The organism is Anaerosphaera aminiphila DSM 21120 (assembly GCF_900129925.1).
Lineage (GTDB): Bacteria > Bacillota > Clostridia > Tissierellales > Peptoniphilaceae > Anaerosphaera > Anaerosphaera aminiphila.
In genome coordinates this window covers 12,901-30,922 of sequence record NZ_FQXI01000006.1, presented here as the reverse complement: position 1 = coordinate 30,922, position 18,022 = coordinate 12,901, and the positions used below count along the sequence as shown (strand labels likewise).

Here is an 18,022-nt window from a genome sequence, read left to right as displayed (position 1 = left end):
TTTCCCAAGGTCAAAGGCTTGGTTGAAAACTACGACTGATTTGGCTAACGTAACTGTATAATAACTTTCTATAATTAGTCAAAGTAAATTGAATTAGGTTTCTTGTCATGGTTTTTATACAAAAATCCCCATGAACAACATAGTTGTGAATGGATAGAATTTACTGCCAACTTATGTAAAATTTTTCTATCAGAGTGTTGAATAAGTCAAATATACTGTTAATTTAATTATAAAAAGCATAAAAAAACAGCCACCTAAGTGACTGCTTTAAATTTGAATTAATTAAGCAAGTTCTACAACTGCTCCAACTTCTTCAAGTTTAGTTTTCATTTCTTCTGCTGCTTCTTTAGCGATTCCTTCTTTAATTGCCTTTGGTGCTCCGTCAACTAAAGCTTTAGCTTCTTTTAGTCCAAGACCAGTTAAGTCTTTAACTACTTTAATAACTTTAACTTTTTCTGCTCCAGTTTCTTTAAGAACTACGTCAAATTCAGTTTTTTCTTCTTCAGCTGCTGGTGCTGCTCCACCTGCTGCTGGTGCTGCTGCAACTGCCATAGGTGCTGCTGCTGAAACTCCGAATTCTTCTTCTAAAGCCTTTACAACTTCTGATAATTCTAAAACTGTTAAACCTTTAATTTCTTCTATAAGTCCTTGTACTTTTTCTGACATCTTATATACCTCCAAATAATTTTAAATTATATAGCTACTCTTAAGCTGTAGCTTCTTCTGCTTTTTTGTCTGCAATAGCTTGTAACACTACTGCAAGTCCTCTTACATTTCCGTTTAGTACGTTTACTAAACCTTGAATTGGTGCGTTTAATCCACCTAGTACTTGAGCTATTAACACTTCTTTTGCTGGTAATTTTGCAAGTTGTTCTATTTCTTTACTAGAAATAACTTTTCCATCTACTAAACCTGATTTAATTTCAAGTTTTTCATGTGTTTCTGCAAATTTAGAAGTAACTTTTGCTGCAGCTACTACATCTTCCATTGAAAAAGCAACGGCACTTGGTCCCTTTAGGAATTCTCCTATTTCGTCATAGCCAAGTTCTTCAAAAGCACGTCTCATCATAGTGTTTTTATAAACTTTATAATCTACATTAGCTTCTCTGTACTGTGATCTTAACTCAGTAACTTCAGCTACGTCTAGACCTCTGTAATTTACAAGCACTACACTTTGTGCGCCTTGAATTTTTTCTTTAATCTCGTCAACTAACTGGGATTTCATTTGAAGTTTTTCTTCTTTCACTCTTTCACCCCCTGAATATATAAAAAATCTCATCGCAGACCAGATGAGATTACAAAAAATCGAAATAATATTTAAATCCGATATTCTTATACCTCGGTAGGATTATTAAAGCAATTGCTCCCTACTGTCTGCGGTTATTTTTACCGTCTGTAATATTATCAAATCCACTAGTCTTTGTCAATACTATTTCCGGTTTTAATTAATATTTTTAATTTTATCCTCTTACACTATAAAAATCTTTGGCATAATACAAAAAAAGAAGTGGATTTCTCCACTTCATAGGTGTTTTTTATTGTTCCATTAACTTTTGACCGTTGATTCTAATTCCAGGGCCCATAGTTGTTGCAATTGTAACACTTTTTAAATAACGTCCTTTTGCTGATGCCGGCTTAGCCTTAATTATTGCAGAAACTAAAACGTTAAAGTTATCTTGTAGCTTTTCAGCTCCAAAAGATACTTTTCCTATTGGCACGTTAATTATAGCAGCTTTGTCAACTCTATACTCAACCTTACCAGCTTTTGTCTCTTCAACAGCTTTAGCAACATCAAAAGTTACTGTTCCTGATTTAGGGTTAGGCATTAATCCCTTAGGTCCTAAAACCCTACCTATTTTACCAACTACACCCATCATATCAGGTGTTGCAATCATTACATCAAAGCCAAACCAATTTTCTTTTTGGATTTTTTCAACATAATCTTCTCCACCTGCATAATCAGCTCCAGCATCTAATGCTTCTTGAATCTTATCTGCTTTTGCAAGTACGAGAACTTTTTTAGTTTTACCTGTTCCATGAGGAAGTACTACTGTACCTCTTACTTGTTGGTCTGCATGTCTAGGGTCTACCCCTAATCTTACAGCAAGTTCAACTGTTGAGTCGAACTTTGTTGTTGATGTCTTTTGCACTAGCTCTAAAGCTTCGCTTGCATCATATAACTTTTCTCTGTCTACAAGCTTTGCGCTCTCTATATATTTTTTACCTCTTTTTGGCATTAAAATCCCTCCTTGTGGTATTGACGGAAATTTCCTCCCACTATCCTTCTACTTCTACACCCATGCTTCTTGCTGTACCTGCAACCATTTTAGCTGCAGCTTCAAGACTTCCTGCATTTAAATCTTGCATTTTTGTCTTTGCAATTTCATCTAATTGAGCTTGTGTTATCTTTCCAACTTTTTTCTTGTTAGGCTCTCCACTACCTGAATTTAGATTAATTGCTTTCTTAATAAGAATTGCTGCAGGTGGTGTCTTAGTTATGAATGTAAATGATCTGTCTTGATACACAGTTAATACTACAGGTATTATAAGACCAGCTTGGTCTTGAGTTTTCGCATTAAATTCCTTAGTAAACTGCATAATATTTACGCCATGAGGTCCAAGTGCTGTACCTACTGGTGGTGCTGGTGTTGCCTTACCAGCTGGAATTTGTAATTTTACTAAAGCTATTACTTTTTTTGCCATTTTCTTTCCTCCTTGTGGTTTGAGCGGGAATATCCCTCCCACTTTGTGAAGAATGAGGTAAACTCATCTTCTCATGTTACTGTTTAATTATTTGATTAAAATCCAATTCAACTAAAGTGTCACGTCCAAACATTGAGATAACAACTTTTACTTTTTGCTTATCATAGTTAAAGGAGTCCACTTTTCCTATAAAGTCATTGAAAGGTCCATTTATTACTTTGATACTTTCTCCAACTTCATATTTTTCAAAGTTTTCTTCTTGACTATTTACACCAAGTACTTTTACCTCTTCGTCTGAAAGTGGCACCGGCTTTGAGCCAGGCCCTACGAATCCCGTAACTCCCCTTGTATTTCTTACAAGGTACCAGGATTCGTCATTCATAATCATTTTAACAAGTACATAACTTGGAAACATTTTTCTCTCTTTGACTTTTTTAACTCCATCTTTGTTTTCAACATACTCTTCTAATGGAACTTGTGTGTCAAAAATTAAATCCTGCATTCCTCTGTTTACTACCATGGCATCCATAGTAGCTTTTACCTTATTTTCGTGACCTGAATAGGTATGAATCACATACCACTTAGCTTCTTTTTCCCTATCATCTAAATTTACTTGTTCGTCCACATTATCACCATTATCCATAGATAAAACTCAAAACAAACGTTACTAACTTATCAAATAGAGTTAATAAAAGCGCAAATAATATACACGCTACAATTACGATAAGAGTGTAATTTAAAATTTGTTTTTTAGTTGGCCATACAACTTTTTTGAATTCAGACTTTACTCCCCTGAAGTATTTAGAAAAACTTTTCTTTTCTTCAGCTTTCTTTACAGAATCCTTTGCCGCCAATTTCTTTCCTCCTCTTAAATTACTTTGTTTCTTTATGCATTGTATGATCTTTACAGAATTTACAATATTTCTTAAGTTCTAATCTTTCTGTCGTGTTCTTCTTGTTTTTAAAAGTATTGTAATTTCTCTGTTTACACACTGTACACTCTAAAACCACTTTATCGGCCATAAAAACACCTCCTATAAAAAAGGACTAACCCTTAATTTTAGTCACAATGACCCTATATTAAAATTTACCTAAATAGAGTACCACAATTATTCATATTTGTAAAGCTTTTTGAAATTTAACCTCGTTCTAGTGTTGTAAACAAGTGACTTATAAAATACTTTACAAATTCTACGTCTTCATAGACTATTAAACTTTCCTTACAGGCGTTTAAAAATTCATCTCTGTCCTTATATTCCTTTAAAACACTTTCACTTATTTTAAATAAATGCTCTGAAACTTCACTAAATTCCCACTTATTTAAATTTGAAAGCTCATCATATGCAAAATCCGTATCTATTCCCAAAGACTCATAAAATAAATAGTTGTAGTTAAATTTCGCCTCTTCATTAAAATGAAATTCTTCATCTACTTCTTCAATGTCTTTTCGCTTGATTGTAAAGGGATTTTTTTCAAGAGCATGTCTTGTCACATTTAAGAGCTCTGTTAAAATTATATCCTCTTTTAAATAAATTAAAACCCTTACAGCCGGCTCTATGGAATCTCTTAGTGTAAATAAGTCTACATTTGGAAATCCCAACTTTTCAATTTCCATATTTCCATTTAAAACATTTACAAATCTTGAGTGCTCTTTTAAAAGTTCATATAAACTCATTTTTTCGTAGACTTTTGTCTTTAAAAAAACTGTGTATTCCATTAAAATTTCTTTTAATTCATAGTCACTTACGCTTCCCAAATTAAATTCATAACTGTTTTTTATTAAACTCTTTATATCATCTTTAAAGTCAACTTTCCCATTGTTTTTGCAGTCATATAAATTTTTCTTTAAACCTGATACTATTCTACTTTTAAAAACTACTGAACTGCCCTCTTCGGCAAACTCAAACTTTTTATATAAACTCAACAGCTCTCTAAAATTTAATGCATTTAACTTTATATTTTTAAATTCAACTATGTCTTTTTTCTTTAGCTCTGACTGTTTCATGTTGTATATTTCATCTTTAGTTAAAGGCACTAAAATATCTTTTAATATTTCAGGATTTTCCCTTAACTCAAATATATCCTTGCTGTGAATAAAGATGAAGTTATCATCTAAGTCCATTGCCAAAACTAAATAATCTGAACAATTTATTTTTAGAGCTGCTTTTGGAATATATTTTTTATTGTTATATAATATTTCAAACATATTAATCTCCTCTAAAATGAAACCTTATTAAAGTTACCACTCATTTCAAATACTTACTTATAAATTTATTTATGATACTTTAACATATAAATTATCTTTTGTAAAAACTATTAAAATAAAATCCAATATGAAAATAAAATATTTACTCTATTGGATAATTTAGATTAATTGCATATAATAATTATTATATCATTACAAGACAAATAAAAATCAAAGTATATTTTTTGCCAATATTTTATGATAAAATTTGAAACAACAAAGGAGCCCGATGTTTTTGAAAGAAATTATTACTATTGAAGATTATTTTTTAAATTTAAGTGAAATACAATTTGAAAAATTAGATATACTGAGAAAAGCTATACTTTCTGCCTCAGATAATATTAGTGAGAAAATAGCTTGGGGAGTTCCTACTTTCTACTATAAAAGTAAATACCTGGCGCAAATAGAAACTGTAAAAGGTGGCATTGCCTTTTATACTAGCCCTATGACCAAAAATACTTTTAAAGATCAACTGAATGCTTATAAAAAAACCAGTAAAAACTCTGTTCACTTTTCTATTGACGAAAATATTCCGGCAGACTTAATTAGAAAAATGATTAATGAGAGAATTTTAGAGGTTAAGTAAACTATTGCAATATAATTAAAAAACTACTTTTTGTAAGGAGAAAATATGAAATTTTCAATAAAAAAAATAATCGGGCCCTTAATACTTGCCGCATTGGCTTTAATATTTTTATACTATAAATTTGGCAAGACACCTAATATGTTTAGAAACAATTCAACTACAGATATAAGTGTCGAAGTAAAAGTTTCTACCGACGACAGAAAGCCCATTATAAACACTTTTAAACTTGATGAGTACAATTCCTTGAGTTCGGAAGAAAAATCAAAGCTACTCAACAAATCTAAAGGCAAGGTGGAAGGTGACATACCATGTGTATACACAGAAGAAGACAAAAATCTATACTTTAAGTTTTTAGAGGATAAGTCTGAAATTGAGCTTGAGAGTAATCCAAGTATAAAACTTTCAATATATCCGGCTTCATATAAAGATGAAAAGGAAAATAAAGTTGTAGAAGGAGAACTTTTAAAGTCTAATAACGGATATAATTATGAAGTTCAAAGATATAGAACTCAGTATCAAAAATACTACTTGGAAATTTTAGATGTGGAAGTATTTTTTGAAGTTGATGGCGAAGACTATGTTTCTATTTTTAGCATTTGTTCTTCTAATGCCGGAAAAGATACTACAGCTGCTGAAAACGAAGATCTAAGTAAACCAATTTTATCTAATTACTAAAATAATATTTAATAATATTGTCACAGCTTTATCATTGTGATATATTAATTTTATGCGGGGGAACTGTAAAGTTGAGAAGGTTTAAGACCTGACCCTTGGAACCTGTCGGTTAATACCGTCGAAGGGAGCATTTGTATAATCTCCCTAGGGAGATTTTTTTATTGCAAAAATATCTCTCAATTAAGTTTTTGTCAGTTGCTTTTAAAGTAATTAAATTTTTAATTTTTAAAAGCTTGTTTAAAATCTGTTGACAAAATAAGTCAACAATCTTATTTGGAGGAAATATATGAAAAAAGTACTTACTATCGCTGGATCAGATCCTTCCGGCGGAGCTGGAATTCAAGCAGATATAAAGACTATGAGTGCTCATGGGGTCTACGCAATGAGTGTAATCGTATCAATTGTAGCTGAAAATACAATGCGTGTAATCGACATTGAAGACGTCAGCTTAAAAATGATAGATGAGCAAATCGACTCAATTTACGAGGACATTGGAACAGACGCAGTTAAGATTGGTATGCTATCTAACTCAGATATTATGAGTACCGTAGCAGATAAATTACTGGAGTATAAACCAAACAATATTGTGCTTGACCCAGTTATGTATGCAAAGGGTGGAAATGCTCTAATGCAAGAAAATTCTATAAATACTTTAATTGAAAAACTAATACCACTTTGTGACTTAATTACGCCAAATATTCCTGAAGCTGAAAAGATCTCGCAAATGAAAATTTCAACTTTAAGTGATATGAAAGAAGCTTCAGAAAAAATACTTAACTTAGGCTGTAGAGCTGTGCTTTTAAAAGGTGGGCACTATATTGGAGATGCCATTGACGTTCTATATGACGGAAACACATTTACAGAGTATAAAACGGAAAAAATAGATACAAAGAACACTCACGGAACAGGATGTACTCTCTCCTCTTCAATAGCATCAAACTTAGCACTAGGATACAGTTTAGAAGAAGCAGTTTCTCTTTCTAAAAAGTATATTACAGAAGCCATAAAGAATGACATTCACATTGGCAAGGGCAACGGACCTGTAAATCACTTTTTTAATTTTTTTAACAAGGAGGCATAGTATGAATTCTTTAAATGAAATAAATAAAATAATGCAAAAGATTAAAAATGTAAATCCTCTAGTTCACTGTCTTACAAATTATGTAACTGTAAATGACGTTGCAAACTCACTTCTCTCCATAGGTACCTCTCCAATAATGGCAGACTCCATAGATGAAGTTGAAGAAATTGTAAGTATTTCAAAGGCACTATATATAAACATAGGAACACTAAATTCCCCTGTCTTAAAATCAATGGAAGTTGCACAAAACCTTGCAGTTTCAAAAAATATTCCGGTAATTTTAGATGCAGTTGGAGCCGGAGCATCGTCTCTTAGAAATAAATCCACTATATCTATACTTGAAAGAAGTGTAGATATTGTCCATGGAAACTATTCGGAAATAGCATATATTGCATCTTCAGTTTCCAACACTAAGGGAGTTGATGCATCATCTCTTGATGAAAGTTTAGATATAATTTCAATGGCAAAAAAAGTAGCTAAAAAATATAACTGTATCTGTGTAGCCACTGGAGAAAAAGATATTATAACTGACTCTGAAACTACTTATGTAGTAAAAAACGGATGTAGAGAAATGGGAAATATCACAGGTACAGGTTGTATGCTTACAGGCCTTATTGCGGCATCAGCTGCCGTAGAAGAAGACTTTCTACTTGCTTCTACTTATGCCACTGCTCTAATGGCAATTTCAGGTGAAAGAGCTTTTGAAAACTACAGAGGTCTTGGAAGTTTTCATGTAAATATATTTAATGAGCTCTCCACTATTGACGAATATATTTTTGAAGGAGCTATTAAAATTGAAAAACTTTAATTTAAGCGTATACTTGGTAACTGACAATGTAATAAGTTCTAAGTCTCTTCCGGAAGCTGTTGAACAGTCAATTTTAGGTGGAGCTACTGTAGTTCAACTAAGAGAAAAAAACTTAAGCTCCAAAGACTTTTTAAGAGAGGCCTTTGAAGTTAAACACATAGCTGATAAATATCATATTCCACTTATAATAAACGACAGAATAGATATTGCGCTTTGTGTAGATGCAGCAGGAGTTCACTTGGGACAAAGTGACATAGATATACTAAATGCTCGAAAAATATTGGGCGAAGATAAGATTATAGGAATATCTGTTACAACTGTAGAACAAGCCCTTGAAGCAGAAAAAAATGGAGCTGATTACTTAGGAGCAGGAGCCCTTTTTTCAACTCCTACAAAAGATGATGCCAAGCTCTGCTCTCTTGATGAACTAAGAAAAATAATTTCCTCCGTAGATATTCCCGTAGTGGGAATAGGAGGACTAAATGAAACTACAATTCCAAAACTTAAAAACTTTGGACTTGCAGGTTACGCTGTGGTATCAGCCATACTTTCAAAAAAAGATATTAAGTCAGCTACTGAAAACATTAAAAAAATGTATGATGAAAACGAAATATTATCTTAATGTAAAAGCCGAAGACAAAATTTTATCTTCGGCTGTTTTTTTACTTATCTAATTTTATAGTTTCTGTTCTATCTGTCTTTTTATTTACAAATGTCAATTCGTTATTTTCTATTTTTATATCTGTAACTTCATTTTCTGTTTTGTAAACTTCTTTTCCATCTTTATCAAAGACAATTAATTTATATTTTGCATCTTTATCGTCATTAAAAGTTGCAATAACATAATCTAATTTTTTTTCTAAGGTAATTACTGTTGCGCCTTCATTTAATTTTTTATTGTCCTTTGAATAGAGTTCTCCATCTTTTGCATTTACCCAGTAGATGTCCTTATCTAAAGATACAATTTTGCCATCTTTAACTGTGGCATTTGAAAGTGCAGTATTTACTGAGCCCTTGTCCATATCATAGTAGTAAACTGTCTTGTCAGATTCAAAGTACAATTTATTTCCATCTTGAACTATATCTTTGATTTCTTTGTCACTTACCATTTTAGACTCTTGACCAACTATATTGTCTTTAAAAAGTCTATAGTCTTTTCCATTTGTCTTTACTACATAGTAGTATCCGTTGTAAAATACTGTCTTTGAAGAATCTTTATACTCACTTTCAGCTTTTTCAACTTTCTTTTCTTCAGTTTTCTTTTCCTCTACTTTTTTAACTGTAGACTTTATAACTAGTCCATTTTCATTAGTAAAGTTGTATTCCCAACCAAATTCATCTACAGAAAATTTCCAAGTCATTGGAAAATATGTCACATCTCTAAATACTAAAAGTGGAAATTCTTCTTTGCTATTGTCTACAACTTTTCCATTTACTGTAATTTTAAATGTTGGAATACTAACTTGATATGACTCCACATTTTTTACATCAGTTTTATAGTTGTCAAAATTACCTGCTATTCCAGTTTTCTTGATGTCTAATCCACTGGATTCATTCCAATTTGTCTCTACCCCTAAAAATCTAGTAGTATTGTAAGTCATTGGAAAGTATGTGATGTCCTTATAGACAATTAGTGGATATTTAGAATATTCATTTTCCACTTTTTGACCGTTTAAAGTCACATTAAACTTAGGTAAAGTTACGTTGTTACCCTCAGCTTTTACTTGCCCTGAAATTCCAGCTAAAAGCACGCCGGCAATAGCCAGAGAATAAAACTTTTTAATTTTTTTCATTGTACCATCTCCTTAAAGTATATATTAACAGATTTTTGTGTTAAACAAGTCAAATATATTGTTACAATTTTTAAATAAGTTTAAGCAAAAGAGGTAAAATCTAATTAGATTTTACCTCTTTGTTCAATTGCCTTTATTTTTTAAAATAATCTACTCCTGATTTAAATATATTTTGAAGTTCTACATCGTAGATATTTTTAAACAAGTTTTCGCCAATTCTCTCTGCATGTCCCATTTTTCCTAAAATCTTTCCATCTTTGGACATTATTGACTCAATGTTATAGTCTGAGCCATTAGGAGAAACTTCATATACGGAAACTATTTGATCATTTTCAAGGAGTTCTTCATATGCTTCTTCACTTGCTACAACTCTTCCCTCACCATGAGATATAGGCATTGTATAAGTCTTTCCAACTTCCAATCCGCTTAACCAAGGTGAGTTATTTGTCTTTAACTTAGTGTCTACAAATTTTGCAATGTGTCTTCTACAAGTATTAAATGTAAGAGTTGGATCTTCAGCAGAAACTTCTTTTACTTTTCCGCTTGGAAGTAGTCCTGTCTTTATTAGAGCTTGGAATCCATTACATATGCCCAGTATTAAACCGTCATTTTCCTCTAACATATAGTCTATTGCCTCAGAAACTTCTTTAGCTCTTAACACATTAGCTATAAACTTTCCTGAGCCATCAGGTTCATCTCCCAGTGAAAATCCTCCAGGTAGTACCAGTATTTGAGATTTTCTAATTAAATCTGCAAATTCCTTCTTTGAATTTTTAATGTCTTCATTGTCTCTATTCTTAAATAGGAATATTTCTCCTATTGCACCGTAGTTTTCAAAGGCATCTTTTGTATCCCATTCACAGTTTGTTCCAGGGAATGCCGGTATTACAACTAGCGGTTTTTCAACTGTCTTTTTAGATTTAGTTCTTCTTGGACTGACCTTATTATTTTCTCTATCAACTAGTTTTATTTCTTCTACAGGTTTAAATATACCGTCAAGTGTGTGTAAATAAGCTGTTCTAAGCTCTGACTCATCAAGTTTAACTCCATTTACTACTATTTCGTCACTGAATTTTCCGGCTTCTTCTATAAAATCTCTAGGCTCTAAATATTCAACTATAAAACTTCCATATAGAGGGCTGTAAAGGTCATCTAATTTTATATTAAATCCTGTATTTCCAATTGCAGCTTCATATATTTGAGGAAGTGTTCCCCTAGCTGTTATTGCAGTTGCAGAAATAATATTTTTTGAATCTATTTCTACTTTTAATTTATTTAAGTTTTCCTTTAATTTGTTTAAGTCCAACATTCCAAGTTTATTCATTGGAGTTTTTATTAAACCTATTTTTCCTTTGCCCTTAAAGTCCGGTGAAATTATACTTTCTATGTCAGATGTTGTAACTGCAAAGGAAATTAAAGTTGGTGGTACGTTTAATTCTTCAAAGCTTCCACTCATTGAATCTTTTCCGCCAACTGGAGGTGCATTAAAAAACTCTGATGCTTCTAGGGCTCCAAGTAGAGATTTAAGTGGTTTAGACCATATTTTTTCATCTCTTAGTCTTTCATAAAACTCTTGGAATGAAAGTCTGATTTTATCTATAGGAGCTCCTGTTGCTGCAATTTTTACAATAGATTCTATTACTGCATAGTATCCTCCCAAATATTGAGACTTTTCTGAAATATATGGGTCAAATCCGTAGCTCATAAGTGAAACTGTTCTAACGTCTTTTTCAAATGAAGGAATTTTCGCAACCATTGTCTGTATTGGATTTAATCTCTCTTTTCCTCCAAGTGGATTTAAAACAGTGTTTCTTCCCACAGATGGGTCAAATAGTTCTATTAAGTTCTTCTTTGAAGTAGTGTTTAAATCACTTAAGTGTTCTTTTAAACTCTTTGGATCTAAGTTTTCATCTTTTAAAATACTTGGAACGTCTTCACTTGTAACTACTACATCTTGAGTCCTTCTAGCTCCATTAGTATTTATAAAGTCATAACTCATATCACAAATTACTGTGTCATCAAATTTCATAAGCATTCTATTTTTGTCAGTAATTTTTGCAACTACTGTAGCTTTAAGATTTTCTTCATCACAGTACTTATTAAACTCATCTAAGTCCTTAGGGTCTATTACGAGTGCCATTCTCTCTTGAGATTCAGATATTGCAATTTCTCTTGGAGAAAGTCCTTCATATTTTAGTGGAACTCTGTCTAAATAAATTTCCACTCCATCAGAAAGTTCTCCTATTGCAACACTTACTCCTCCCGCTCCAAAGTCATTACATTTTTTTATAAGTTTTGCAGCTTCTTCTCGTCTAAACAACCTTTGAATTTTTCTCTCTTCTGTGGCATTTCCCTTTTGAACTTGCGCCGATTCAGTTTCAATTGAAGATTTTTTGTGAGCCTTTGAAGAGCCTGTTGCTCCTCCAATTCCATCTCGTCCTGTCCTTCCCCCTAGTAGTAAAACTAAATCTCCGTTTACAGGGTCCAGTCTCTTTACGTTTTCAATAGGAGCTGCAGCCATAACTGCTCCGGCTTCCATTCTCTTAGCCACATATCCCTCGTGATATATTTCATCAAGGTATCCCGTTGGAAGTCCTATTTGATTTCCATAAGAAGAATATCCCGCTGCTGCTTCAGTTGTTATTTTCTTTTGAGGAAGTTTGCCTGCAAGTGTTTCTGAAATAGGTGTTCTTGGGTCAGCTGCTCCTGTTATTCTCATAGCTTGGTATACGAAAGATCTACCACTTAGTGGGTCTCTTATTGCTCCTCCAAGACAGGTGCTTGCTCCTCCAAAGGGTTCTATTTCTGTAGGGTGATTGTGTGTTTCATTTTTAAACATCAGTAGGTAGTCTCTAAGTTCTTCCTTATCTCCATTAAACACTCTAACTTTTACTTTTACTGAACAGGCATTTATTTCAGAAGAAATTTCTAAGTCTTCTAACTCGCCCTTTTCTCTAAAATACTTTGAAAGTATAGTTCCAAAACTCATAAGACTTATAGGTTTTGTAATATTCAACTCTTCTCTAATAGCTAAATATCTGTCAAAACTCTCTTTTATCATCTTGTCCAATTCAGTTTTTTCATTAAATTCAATATTTAATTCAGTATTAAAAGTAGTGTGTCTACAGTGATCTGACCAGTAAGTGTCAATTATTGAAATTTCAGTTTCATTTGGGTCTCTATTTTCAGATTTAAAATAATCTCTAACTATTTCAATATCTTCATAGCTCATTGCCAAACCATGGTCTTCTATAAATTTATTTAATCCATTTTTATCTAATTTAATAAATCCGGTGTAAGTTCTGTTTTTTCTATTTGCCTTTGCATGAGATTTTAAAGTAGTTGGAATTCCAAGTAAGTTAATTCTATGAGAGTCCACAGGATTTACTAAAAAGCTTTCAATCTTTTCAATTTCTTCTCTCGTTGCACCTTCTATTTCATAAACTCTGCTGGAACTTGCCTTAACTTCTTCATCACTTACTAGGGCAATTGTATCTAGTAGTCCCTGTTCTCTTTGGTCAAATTGTCCCGGCAAATAAGATACAACTATTGAATCTTTTATTTTTGACTGCAACTTTAACGCTGACTCTCCATAGTATATGTCGTCTATTGGCTTTTCAGACAGTATTGTATATAAAATTTCTTCAAGTGTTGAATCTTTTATTTCAATGTCATATCTATTGTAAATATTTATATTTTTTAAATTTATTCCAAGTGCATTTTTAATTTCTTCTACTAATTCTCTGGATTCATAGGCGAATTCGTCTTTTTTTCTAACAAAAACTCTCTTTACACCAGGTCCAATATCTGTTCTGTAGTACATATCTTTAAAGTTAACTTTTTTAACGTCCTTATATACAGTTTCTATTGTATTGTCAAAATTTTCTGAACTGTATACAATATTTAAAACTCTCCCGCCGTTTGTAACTAACTTTCCATTTTCTAACTTGGTTCCTGCGTGAAATACTTTTGCCTTTAAGTCATTAGCAATTGTTATTTCACTTCCCTTTTCATAGTTCTCAGGATATCCACCTGCAGATAGAACTAGACATAGAGCTTTTTTATTATTAGTTTTTAGCTTTACTTCCTTTAATCTTCTCTCAGAAGTTTTTGTAAGTAACTCTAAAATATCGTTGTCTATTAATTCTAAAATAGATTGAGTTTCCGGATCTCCAAATCTTGCATTGAACTCAAGTACATTAATTCCCTCATCTGTAATCATAAGTCCAATAAAAAGTGCTCCTCTATAGTCTATTTTTTCACTTTTAAAACCCTCAAGTATTGGATTTAAAATTTCAGCTTTTATGTCATCTAAAAAGGCATCAGCTTCAGCATTAGGTGCATAAGTTCCCATTCCGCCGGTATTTAGTCCAACTTCACCTGAACCTATTTTCTTGTGATCTCTTGAAGTGGGAAGAGGCAAAATAGTTTCCGTATCACATAGACAGATTAAAGACATTTCAAAACCGTCTAAAAACTCTTCAACTACAACTTTTTTATCTCCATACTTTCCAACTTCAATTACATCTTTTAAAAACTCTACTATTTCCTCTTCACTTTCAGCAATTAAAACTCCCTTGCCTGCAGCAAGTCCATCTGCTTTTATTACAACTCTTCCACTTTTTTCAAACAGGTCTTTGGCAAAGTTAAAAGCCTCGTCATAATTTTCACTTTCTAAATAATCTGCTGTTTTAATATTGTATTTTTTTAAAAAGTCCTTTGTAAATGCCTTACTCTTTTCAAACATTGCACCTTCAAGTTTAGGTCCAAATATTTTTAGACCCTTACTTTCAAATTTATCTGCAATTCCCATACATAGTGGCACTTCAGGACCAACTATTGTATAGTCTATTTTTTCACTAATTGCAAAGTTTAAAAGTGCGTCTACGTCATCTGCAGCTATGTTTACATTTTTGCCAAGTTCTTCTGTTCCACCATTTCCCGGAGCAAAATAAATCTCTCTATTGCTAACTGATTTTAAAATATTATATGCAATAGCATATTCTCTTCCGCCACTTCCAATAATTAATATTTTCATCGTTCCTCCTAGTGTTTAAAGTGTCTTTGGCCAGTAAAGACCATTGAAATGTTTAACTCATTACATTTTTTTATTGAATCTATATCTTTTTTTGAACCACCAGGTTGAATAATGGATTTTACTCCCATCTCACCGGCAAGGGTTACACAATCGTCAAATGGAAAGAAGGCATCTGAGGCAAGTACTGAATTTTTAAAGCTCTTGTCAGGATGATTATTCCCTATACTTTCAAGTGCCCAAATTCTTGAAGTCTGTCCTCCACCTATTCCCAAAGTTACTAGGTCTTTAGCTATTACTATGGCGTTTGATTTAGCGTGTTTTACAACTGTCATTGCAAATTTTAAGTCTTCTATTTCACTGTCTGTAGGTTTTTTATCTGTAACTACTTCAAATCCATCTACAGCTTGGTCTTTATCTTGGATTAAAACTTTTCCATTTAAATATTTAACATCTATATTTACAGAGCTAAGAGAAAAGTCAACTTTTACAAGTCTAATATTTTTCTTTTCAGTTAACACCTCAAGTGCCTCTTCTGTAAAGTCCTCAGCTACAATTATCTCCAAAAATATTTTTGACATTTCCACTGCCGTATCTCTGTCAACTATTCCATTGGCTGCAATTATTCCACCAAAAATAGAAACCGGATCTGCGTTGTAAGTTTTTATATAAGCTTCATAAATACTTTCTGCTTTTGATGCTGCACAAGGAGTTGCGTGCTTTAGTCCAACTACGGAATTTTTCCCAAGTTCCGCTGCAAGTTCAACGGCAACGTTTAAATCATTATAGTTGTTAAAACTCATTTCTTTTCCATGTAGAATTTCTAAATTTGAAAGATAGCTCTCCACAAAGTTGTCTTCATAGACTTTTGCACTTTGTGATGGATTTTCTCCATATCTTAAGTCAGATATCTTTTCAAATCCAAGTGAGTAGTACTTTGAATCAAGTGAAGTTCTATTTAAAAAGTACCTTGAAATCATTGAGTCATAATAAGCTGTGAGAGAAAATGCCTTTGCTGCAAGTTTTTCTCTAAATTCTAAGTCATCTGTCTTATTTTTTAACCTTTCAACTACTTCTTCATAGTCTGAAGGGTCAGTTACAATTAAGACGTCTTTATAGTTTTTTGCAGTTGACCTTATTAGAGTCGGTCCGCCAATATCTATATTTTCTATTATATTGTCATGGTCTCTCGTCTTTAATGCACCTTGAAAGTCATATAAATTTACTACTACTATGTCTATAGGTTCAATATCTTGTTCTAGAATTGTCTTTTTATGTTCTTCATCGTCACGCTTGTAGAGTATTGCTCCATGAACTTTTGGAGAAAGCGTCTTTACTCTTCCATCTAAAATTTCTGGAAAACCGGTGACTTCTTCTATATCTATTGCCTTGATTCCGGAGTCTAAAATTTTCTTTAGCGTACCTCCAGTAGATACTATTTCATATCCCAAATCACTTAGAGATTTAGCTAAATAATCAACATTCTTCTTATCAGTTACAGAAATTAATGCTCTCATATCTCCTCCTCTATCTTTGCAATTGCCTTTTTTAAAATACTGTGTTCTATTTTTAAAACTTCATCTCTTATTTCTACAGGGCTATTACACTTTGATATATCAATTTTTTCTTGAAGAATAATTTCTCCTCCATCAACTTTTTCATTAACATAGTGGACTGTTACACCACTTTCTCTATCTTTGTTTTTAAAAACAGCTTCGTGAACACTAAGCCCATAAAATCCTCTTCCGCCATATTTAGGAAGCAGAGATGGGTGAATATTTATAATTCTATTTTCATATTTATCTAATATTTTAGAACTGATCTTTTTTAAATATCCCGCCAAGACTATAAAATCCACACTGTGACTTTCTAATTCTTGAAGCATTTCTTCGTCAGTTTTTATTATTGCCCATGAAATTCCAGCTTCTCTTGCATACTCCAAACCCTTTGCATCTTTATTGGAAAGAACTAAAACTATTTCACTTTTAAATTCTCTATTTTTTTGTGCGTCAATAAGGGCTTTTAAATTAGAACCTGTTCCGGATATTAACACAGCTATTTTCATAGTATCTTAACGTCCTCGCCTTTTACTATTTCACCTATTATAAATGCTCTGTCATCAGTATTTTCATTTATGTCTTTTAATATTTCCTCAGCTTTTTCATTTTCAACTATTAAAACCATTCCAACTCCCATATTGAAAGCTCTAAATAGCTCATCTCTTTTTACTAAGTTGGATTTTATTATTTCATCAAATACAATTGGTTTTTCCCAAGAGCTTTCTCTCATCTCTGCTGTAAGTCCCTCTGGAAGTATTCTTGGCACATTTTCTACAAGTCCGCCACCTGTAATATTTGCAATTCCAAGTATATTGTGTCTTTCAACTAAATACATTATGGTCTTTACATATAATTTTGTAGGAGTTAACAGCACTTCTCCAACACTTTTGTCTGAATTTGGAAAAGTTTCATTTAAATCCATTGCAAGTTCTTCTAAAAATAACTTTCTTGCAAGAGAATATCCATTTGAATGTAGTCCGGAAGACTGTAGAGCTATTATAGTGTTGCCCTCTTTTATCTTTTGTCCGTCAATTATATTTTTTCTATCTACTATTCCAACGCTAAATCCGGCAAGGTCGTATTCGTCTTTTGCATACATCCCAGGAAGTTCTGCTGTCTCTCCACCAATAAGGGCGCAGCCTGACTCAATACATCCGTTGGAAACTCCCTCTACAATTTTCTCAATTCTCTCAGGAACTATTTTATCTGCTCCAATATAGTCTAGAAAAAATAATGGCTTAGCACCTTGACAAATTAAATCATTTACACACATTGCCACTAAGTCAATTCCTATCGTAGTGTGTGAGTCCATTTTTTGAGCTATTAAGAGTTTAGTTCCCACTCCGTCTGTTGAAGCAAGAAGTATTGGATCTTCCATATCTTTAAACTCTCTAAGGCTAAATCCACCTGAAAAAAGACCTATATCTCCAAATACTCCACTTGTGTAAGTTTTCTTAACGTGAGCTTTCATTAGCTCTACAGCCCTATTTCCCGAATCAATATCTACTCCAGAATCTTTGTAATCAATCATTTAAAT

At 32.5% G+C, this 18,022-nt stretch carries 18 protein-coding genes, 1 riboswitch and 1 other annotated feature; of the genes, 5 read left to right on the top strand and 13 right to left on the bottom strand.

Going from position 1 to position 18,022, the window contains the following annotated elements; translation table 11 throughout:
- Positions 1 to 282: 282 nt before the first annotated feature.
- From rplL to BUB47_RS05095, 8 genes are all read right to left on the bottom strand, one after another.
- Positions 283 to 666 (bottom strand): 50S ribosomal protein L7/L12, encoded by a 384-nt coding sequence (rplL, locus tag BUB47_RS05130; protein WP_073184401.1) that lies wholly within the window; start codon positions 664 to 666, stop codon positions 283 to 285.
- A gap of 40 nt (positions 667 to 706) precedes the next feature.
- Positions 707 to 1,246 (bottom strand): 50S ribosomal protein L10, encoded by a 540-nt coding sequence (gene rplJ / locus BUB47_RS05125; protein WP_073184399.1) that lies wholly within the window; start codon positions 1,244 to 1,246, stop codon positions 707 to 709.
- Positions 1,247 to 1,257: 11 nt separating this feature from the next.
- Positions 1,258 to 1,398, bottom strand: a sequence feature (ribosomal protein L10 leader region).
- Positions 1,399 to 1,535: 137 nt separating this feature from the next.
- Entirely contained in the window at positions 1,536 to 2,237 is a 702-nt protein-coding gene (gene rplA, locus BUB47_RS05120; protein WP_073184397.1) for a 50S ribosomal protein L1, read from the bottom strand.
- Positions 2,238 to 2,277: 40 nt separating this feature from the next.
- Entirely contained in the window at positions 2,278 to 2,703 is a 426-nt protein-coding gene (gene rplK / locus BUB47_RS05115; RefSeq protein ID WP_073184386.1) for a 50S ribosomal protein L11, read from the bottom strand.
- A gap of 76 nt (positions 2,704 to 2,779) precedes the next feature.
- The gene (gene nusG, locus BUB47_RS05110; RefSeq protein WP_073184384.1) at positions 2,780 to 3,346 is read right to left on the bottom strand and encodes a transcription termination/antitermination protein NusG; all 567 of its coding nucleotides are present in this window, start codon (positions 3,344 to 3,346) and stop codon (positions 2,780 to 2,782) included.
- Positions 3,339 to 3,557 carry a preprotein translocase subunit SecE gene (secE, locus tag BUB47_RS05105; RefSeq protein WP_073184382.1) on the bottom strand — a complete coding sequence of 73 codons (219 nt, stop codon included), beginning with the start codon at positions 3,555 to 3,557 and terminating at the stop codon, positions 3,339 to 3,341. Before secE ends, nusG begins: the two co-directional genes overlap by 8 nt.
- A gap of 19 nt (positions 3,558 to 3,576) precedes the next feature.
- Positions 3,577 to 3,726, bottom strand: coding sequence for a 50S ribosomal protein L33 (gene rpmG, locus BUB47_RS05100; RefSeq protein ID WP_073184380.1), 150 nt, complete (start codon positions 3,724 to 3,726; stop codon positions 3,577 to 3,579).
- A gap of 115 nt (positions 3,727 to 3,841) precedes the next feature.
- Positions 3,842 to 4,909: a hypothetical protein gene (locus BUB47_RS05095; protein WP_073184378.1), complete on the bottom strand. Its 1,068-nt coding sequence runs from the start codon at positions 4,907 to 4,909 to the stop codon at positions 3,842 to 3,844.
- A 274-nt stretch (positions 4,910 to 5,183) separates the two neighbouring features.
- Here BUB47_RS05095 and BUB47_RS05090 point away from each other — a divergent pair, with 274 nt between their 5' ends.
- The 5 genes from BUB47_RS05090 (at position 5,184) to thiE (ending at position 8,720) form a co-directional block, all read left to right on the top strand.
- Positions 5,184 to 5,534: an iron chaperone gene (locus tag BUB47_RS05090; protein WP_159430536.1), complete on the top strand. Its 351-nt coding sequence runs from the start codon at positions 5,184 to 5,186 to the stop codon at positions 5,532 to 5,534.
- Between the two features lie 45 nt (positions 5,535 to 5,579).
- A complete protein-coding gene (locus BUB47_RS05085; protein WP_073184374.1) occupies positions 5,580 to 6,209 on the top strand; it encodes a hypothetical protein in 630 nt (209 codons plus the stop codon).
- A gap of 46 nt (positions 6,210 to 6,255) precedes the next feature.
- Positions 6,256 to 6,353: riboswitch (TPP riboswitch) on the top strand.
- 142 nt (positions 6,354 to 6,495) lie between these two features.
- The gene (gene thiD / locus BUB47_RS05080) at positions 6,496 to 7,290 is read left to right on the top strand and encodes a bifunctional hydroxymethylpyrimidine kinase/phosphomethylpyrimidine kinase (protein WP_073184363.1); all 795 of its coding nucleotides are present in this window, start codon (positions 6,496 to 6,498) and stop codon (positions 7,288 to 7,290) included.
- 1 nt (position 7,291) lies between these two features.
- A complete protein-coding gene (thiM, locus tag BUB47_RS05075; protein ID WP_073184361.1) occupies positions 7,292 to 8,098 on the top strand; it encodes a hydroxyethylthiazole kinase in 807 nt (268 codons plus the stop codon).
- A complete protein-coding gene (gene thiE, locus BUB47_RS05070; protein WP_234945635.1) occupies positions 8,085 to 8,720 on the top strand; it encodes a thiamine phosphate synthase in 636 nt (211 codons plus the stop codon). The genes thiM and thiE overlap by 14 nt, the downstream gene beginning before the upstream one ends.
- 40 nt (positions 8,721 to 8,760) lie before the next feature.
- Here thiE and BUB47_RS05065 read toward each other — a convergent pair whose 3' ends face one another.
- From BUB47_RS05065 to purM, 5 genes are all read right to left on the bottom strand, one after another.
- On the bottom strand, positions 8,761 to 9,891 hold the full coding sequence (locus BUB47_RS05065; RefSeq protein WP_073184357.1) for a hypothetical protein: 1,131 nt from the start codon (positions 9,889 to 9,891) through the stop codon (positions 8,761 to 8,763).
- 133 nt (positions 9,892 to 10,024) lie between these two features.
- Entirely contained in the window at positions 10,025 to 14,929 is a 4,905-nt protein-coding gene (locus BUB47_RS05060; protein ID WP_073184355.1) for a phosphoribosylformylglycinamidine synthase, read from the bottom strand.
- 8 nt (positions 14,930 to 14,937) lie between these two features.
- On the bottom strand, positions 14,938 to 16,443 hold the full coding sequence (gene purH, locus BUB47_RS05055; protein WP_073184353.1) for a bifunctional phosphoribosylaminoimidazolecarboxamide formyltransferase/IMP cyclohydrolase: 1,506 nt from the start codon (positions 16,441 to 16,443) through the stop codon (positions 14,938 to 14,940).
- Complete coding sequence (gene purN / locus BUB47_RS05050) at positions 16,440 to 16,991, bottom strand: phosphoribosylglycinamide formyltransferase (protein ID WP_073184351.1); 552 nt, start codon at positions 16,989 to 16,991, stop codon at positions 16,440 to 16,442. The genes purH and purN overlap by 4 nt, the downstream gene beginning before the upstream one ends.
- A complete protein-coding gene (purM, locus tag BUB47_RS05045) occupies positions 16,988 to 18,016 on the bottom strand; it encodes a phosphoribosylformylglycinamidine cyclo-ligase (RefSeq protein WP_073184349.1) in 1,029 nt (342 codons plus the stop codon). Before purM ends, purN begins: the two co-directional genes overlap by 4 nt.
- Positions 18,017 to 18,022: the final 6 nt, after the last annotated feature.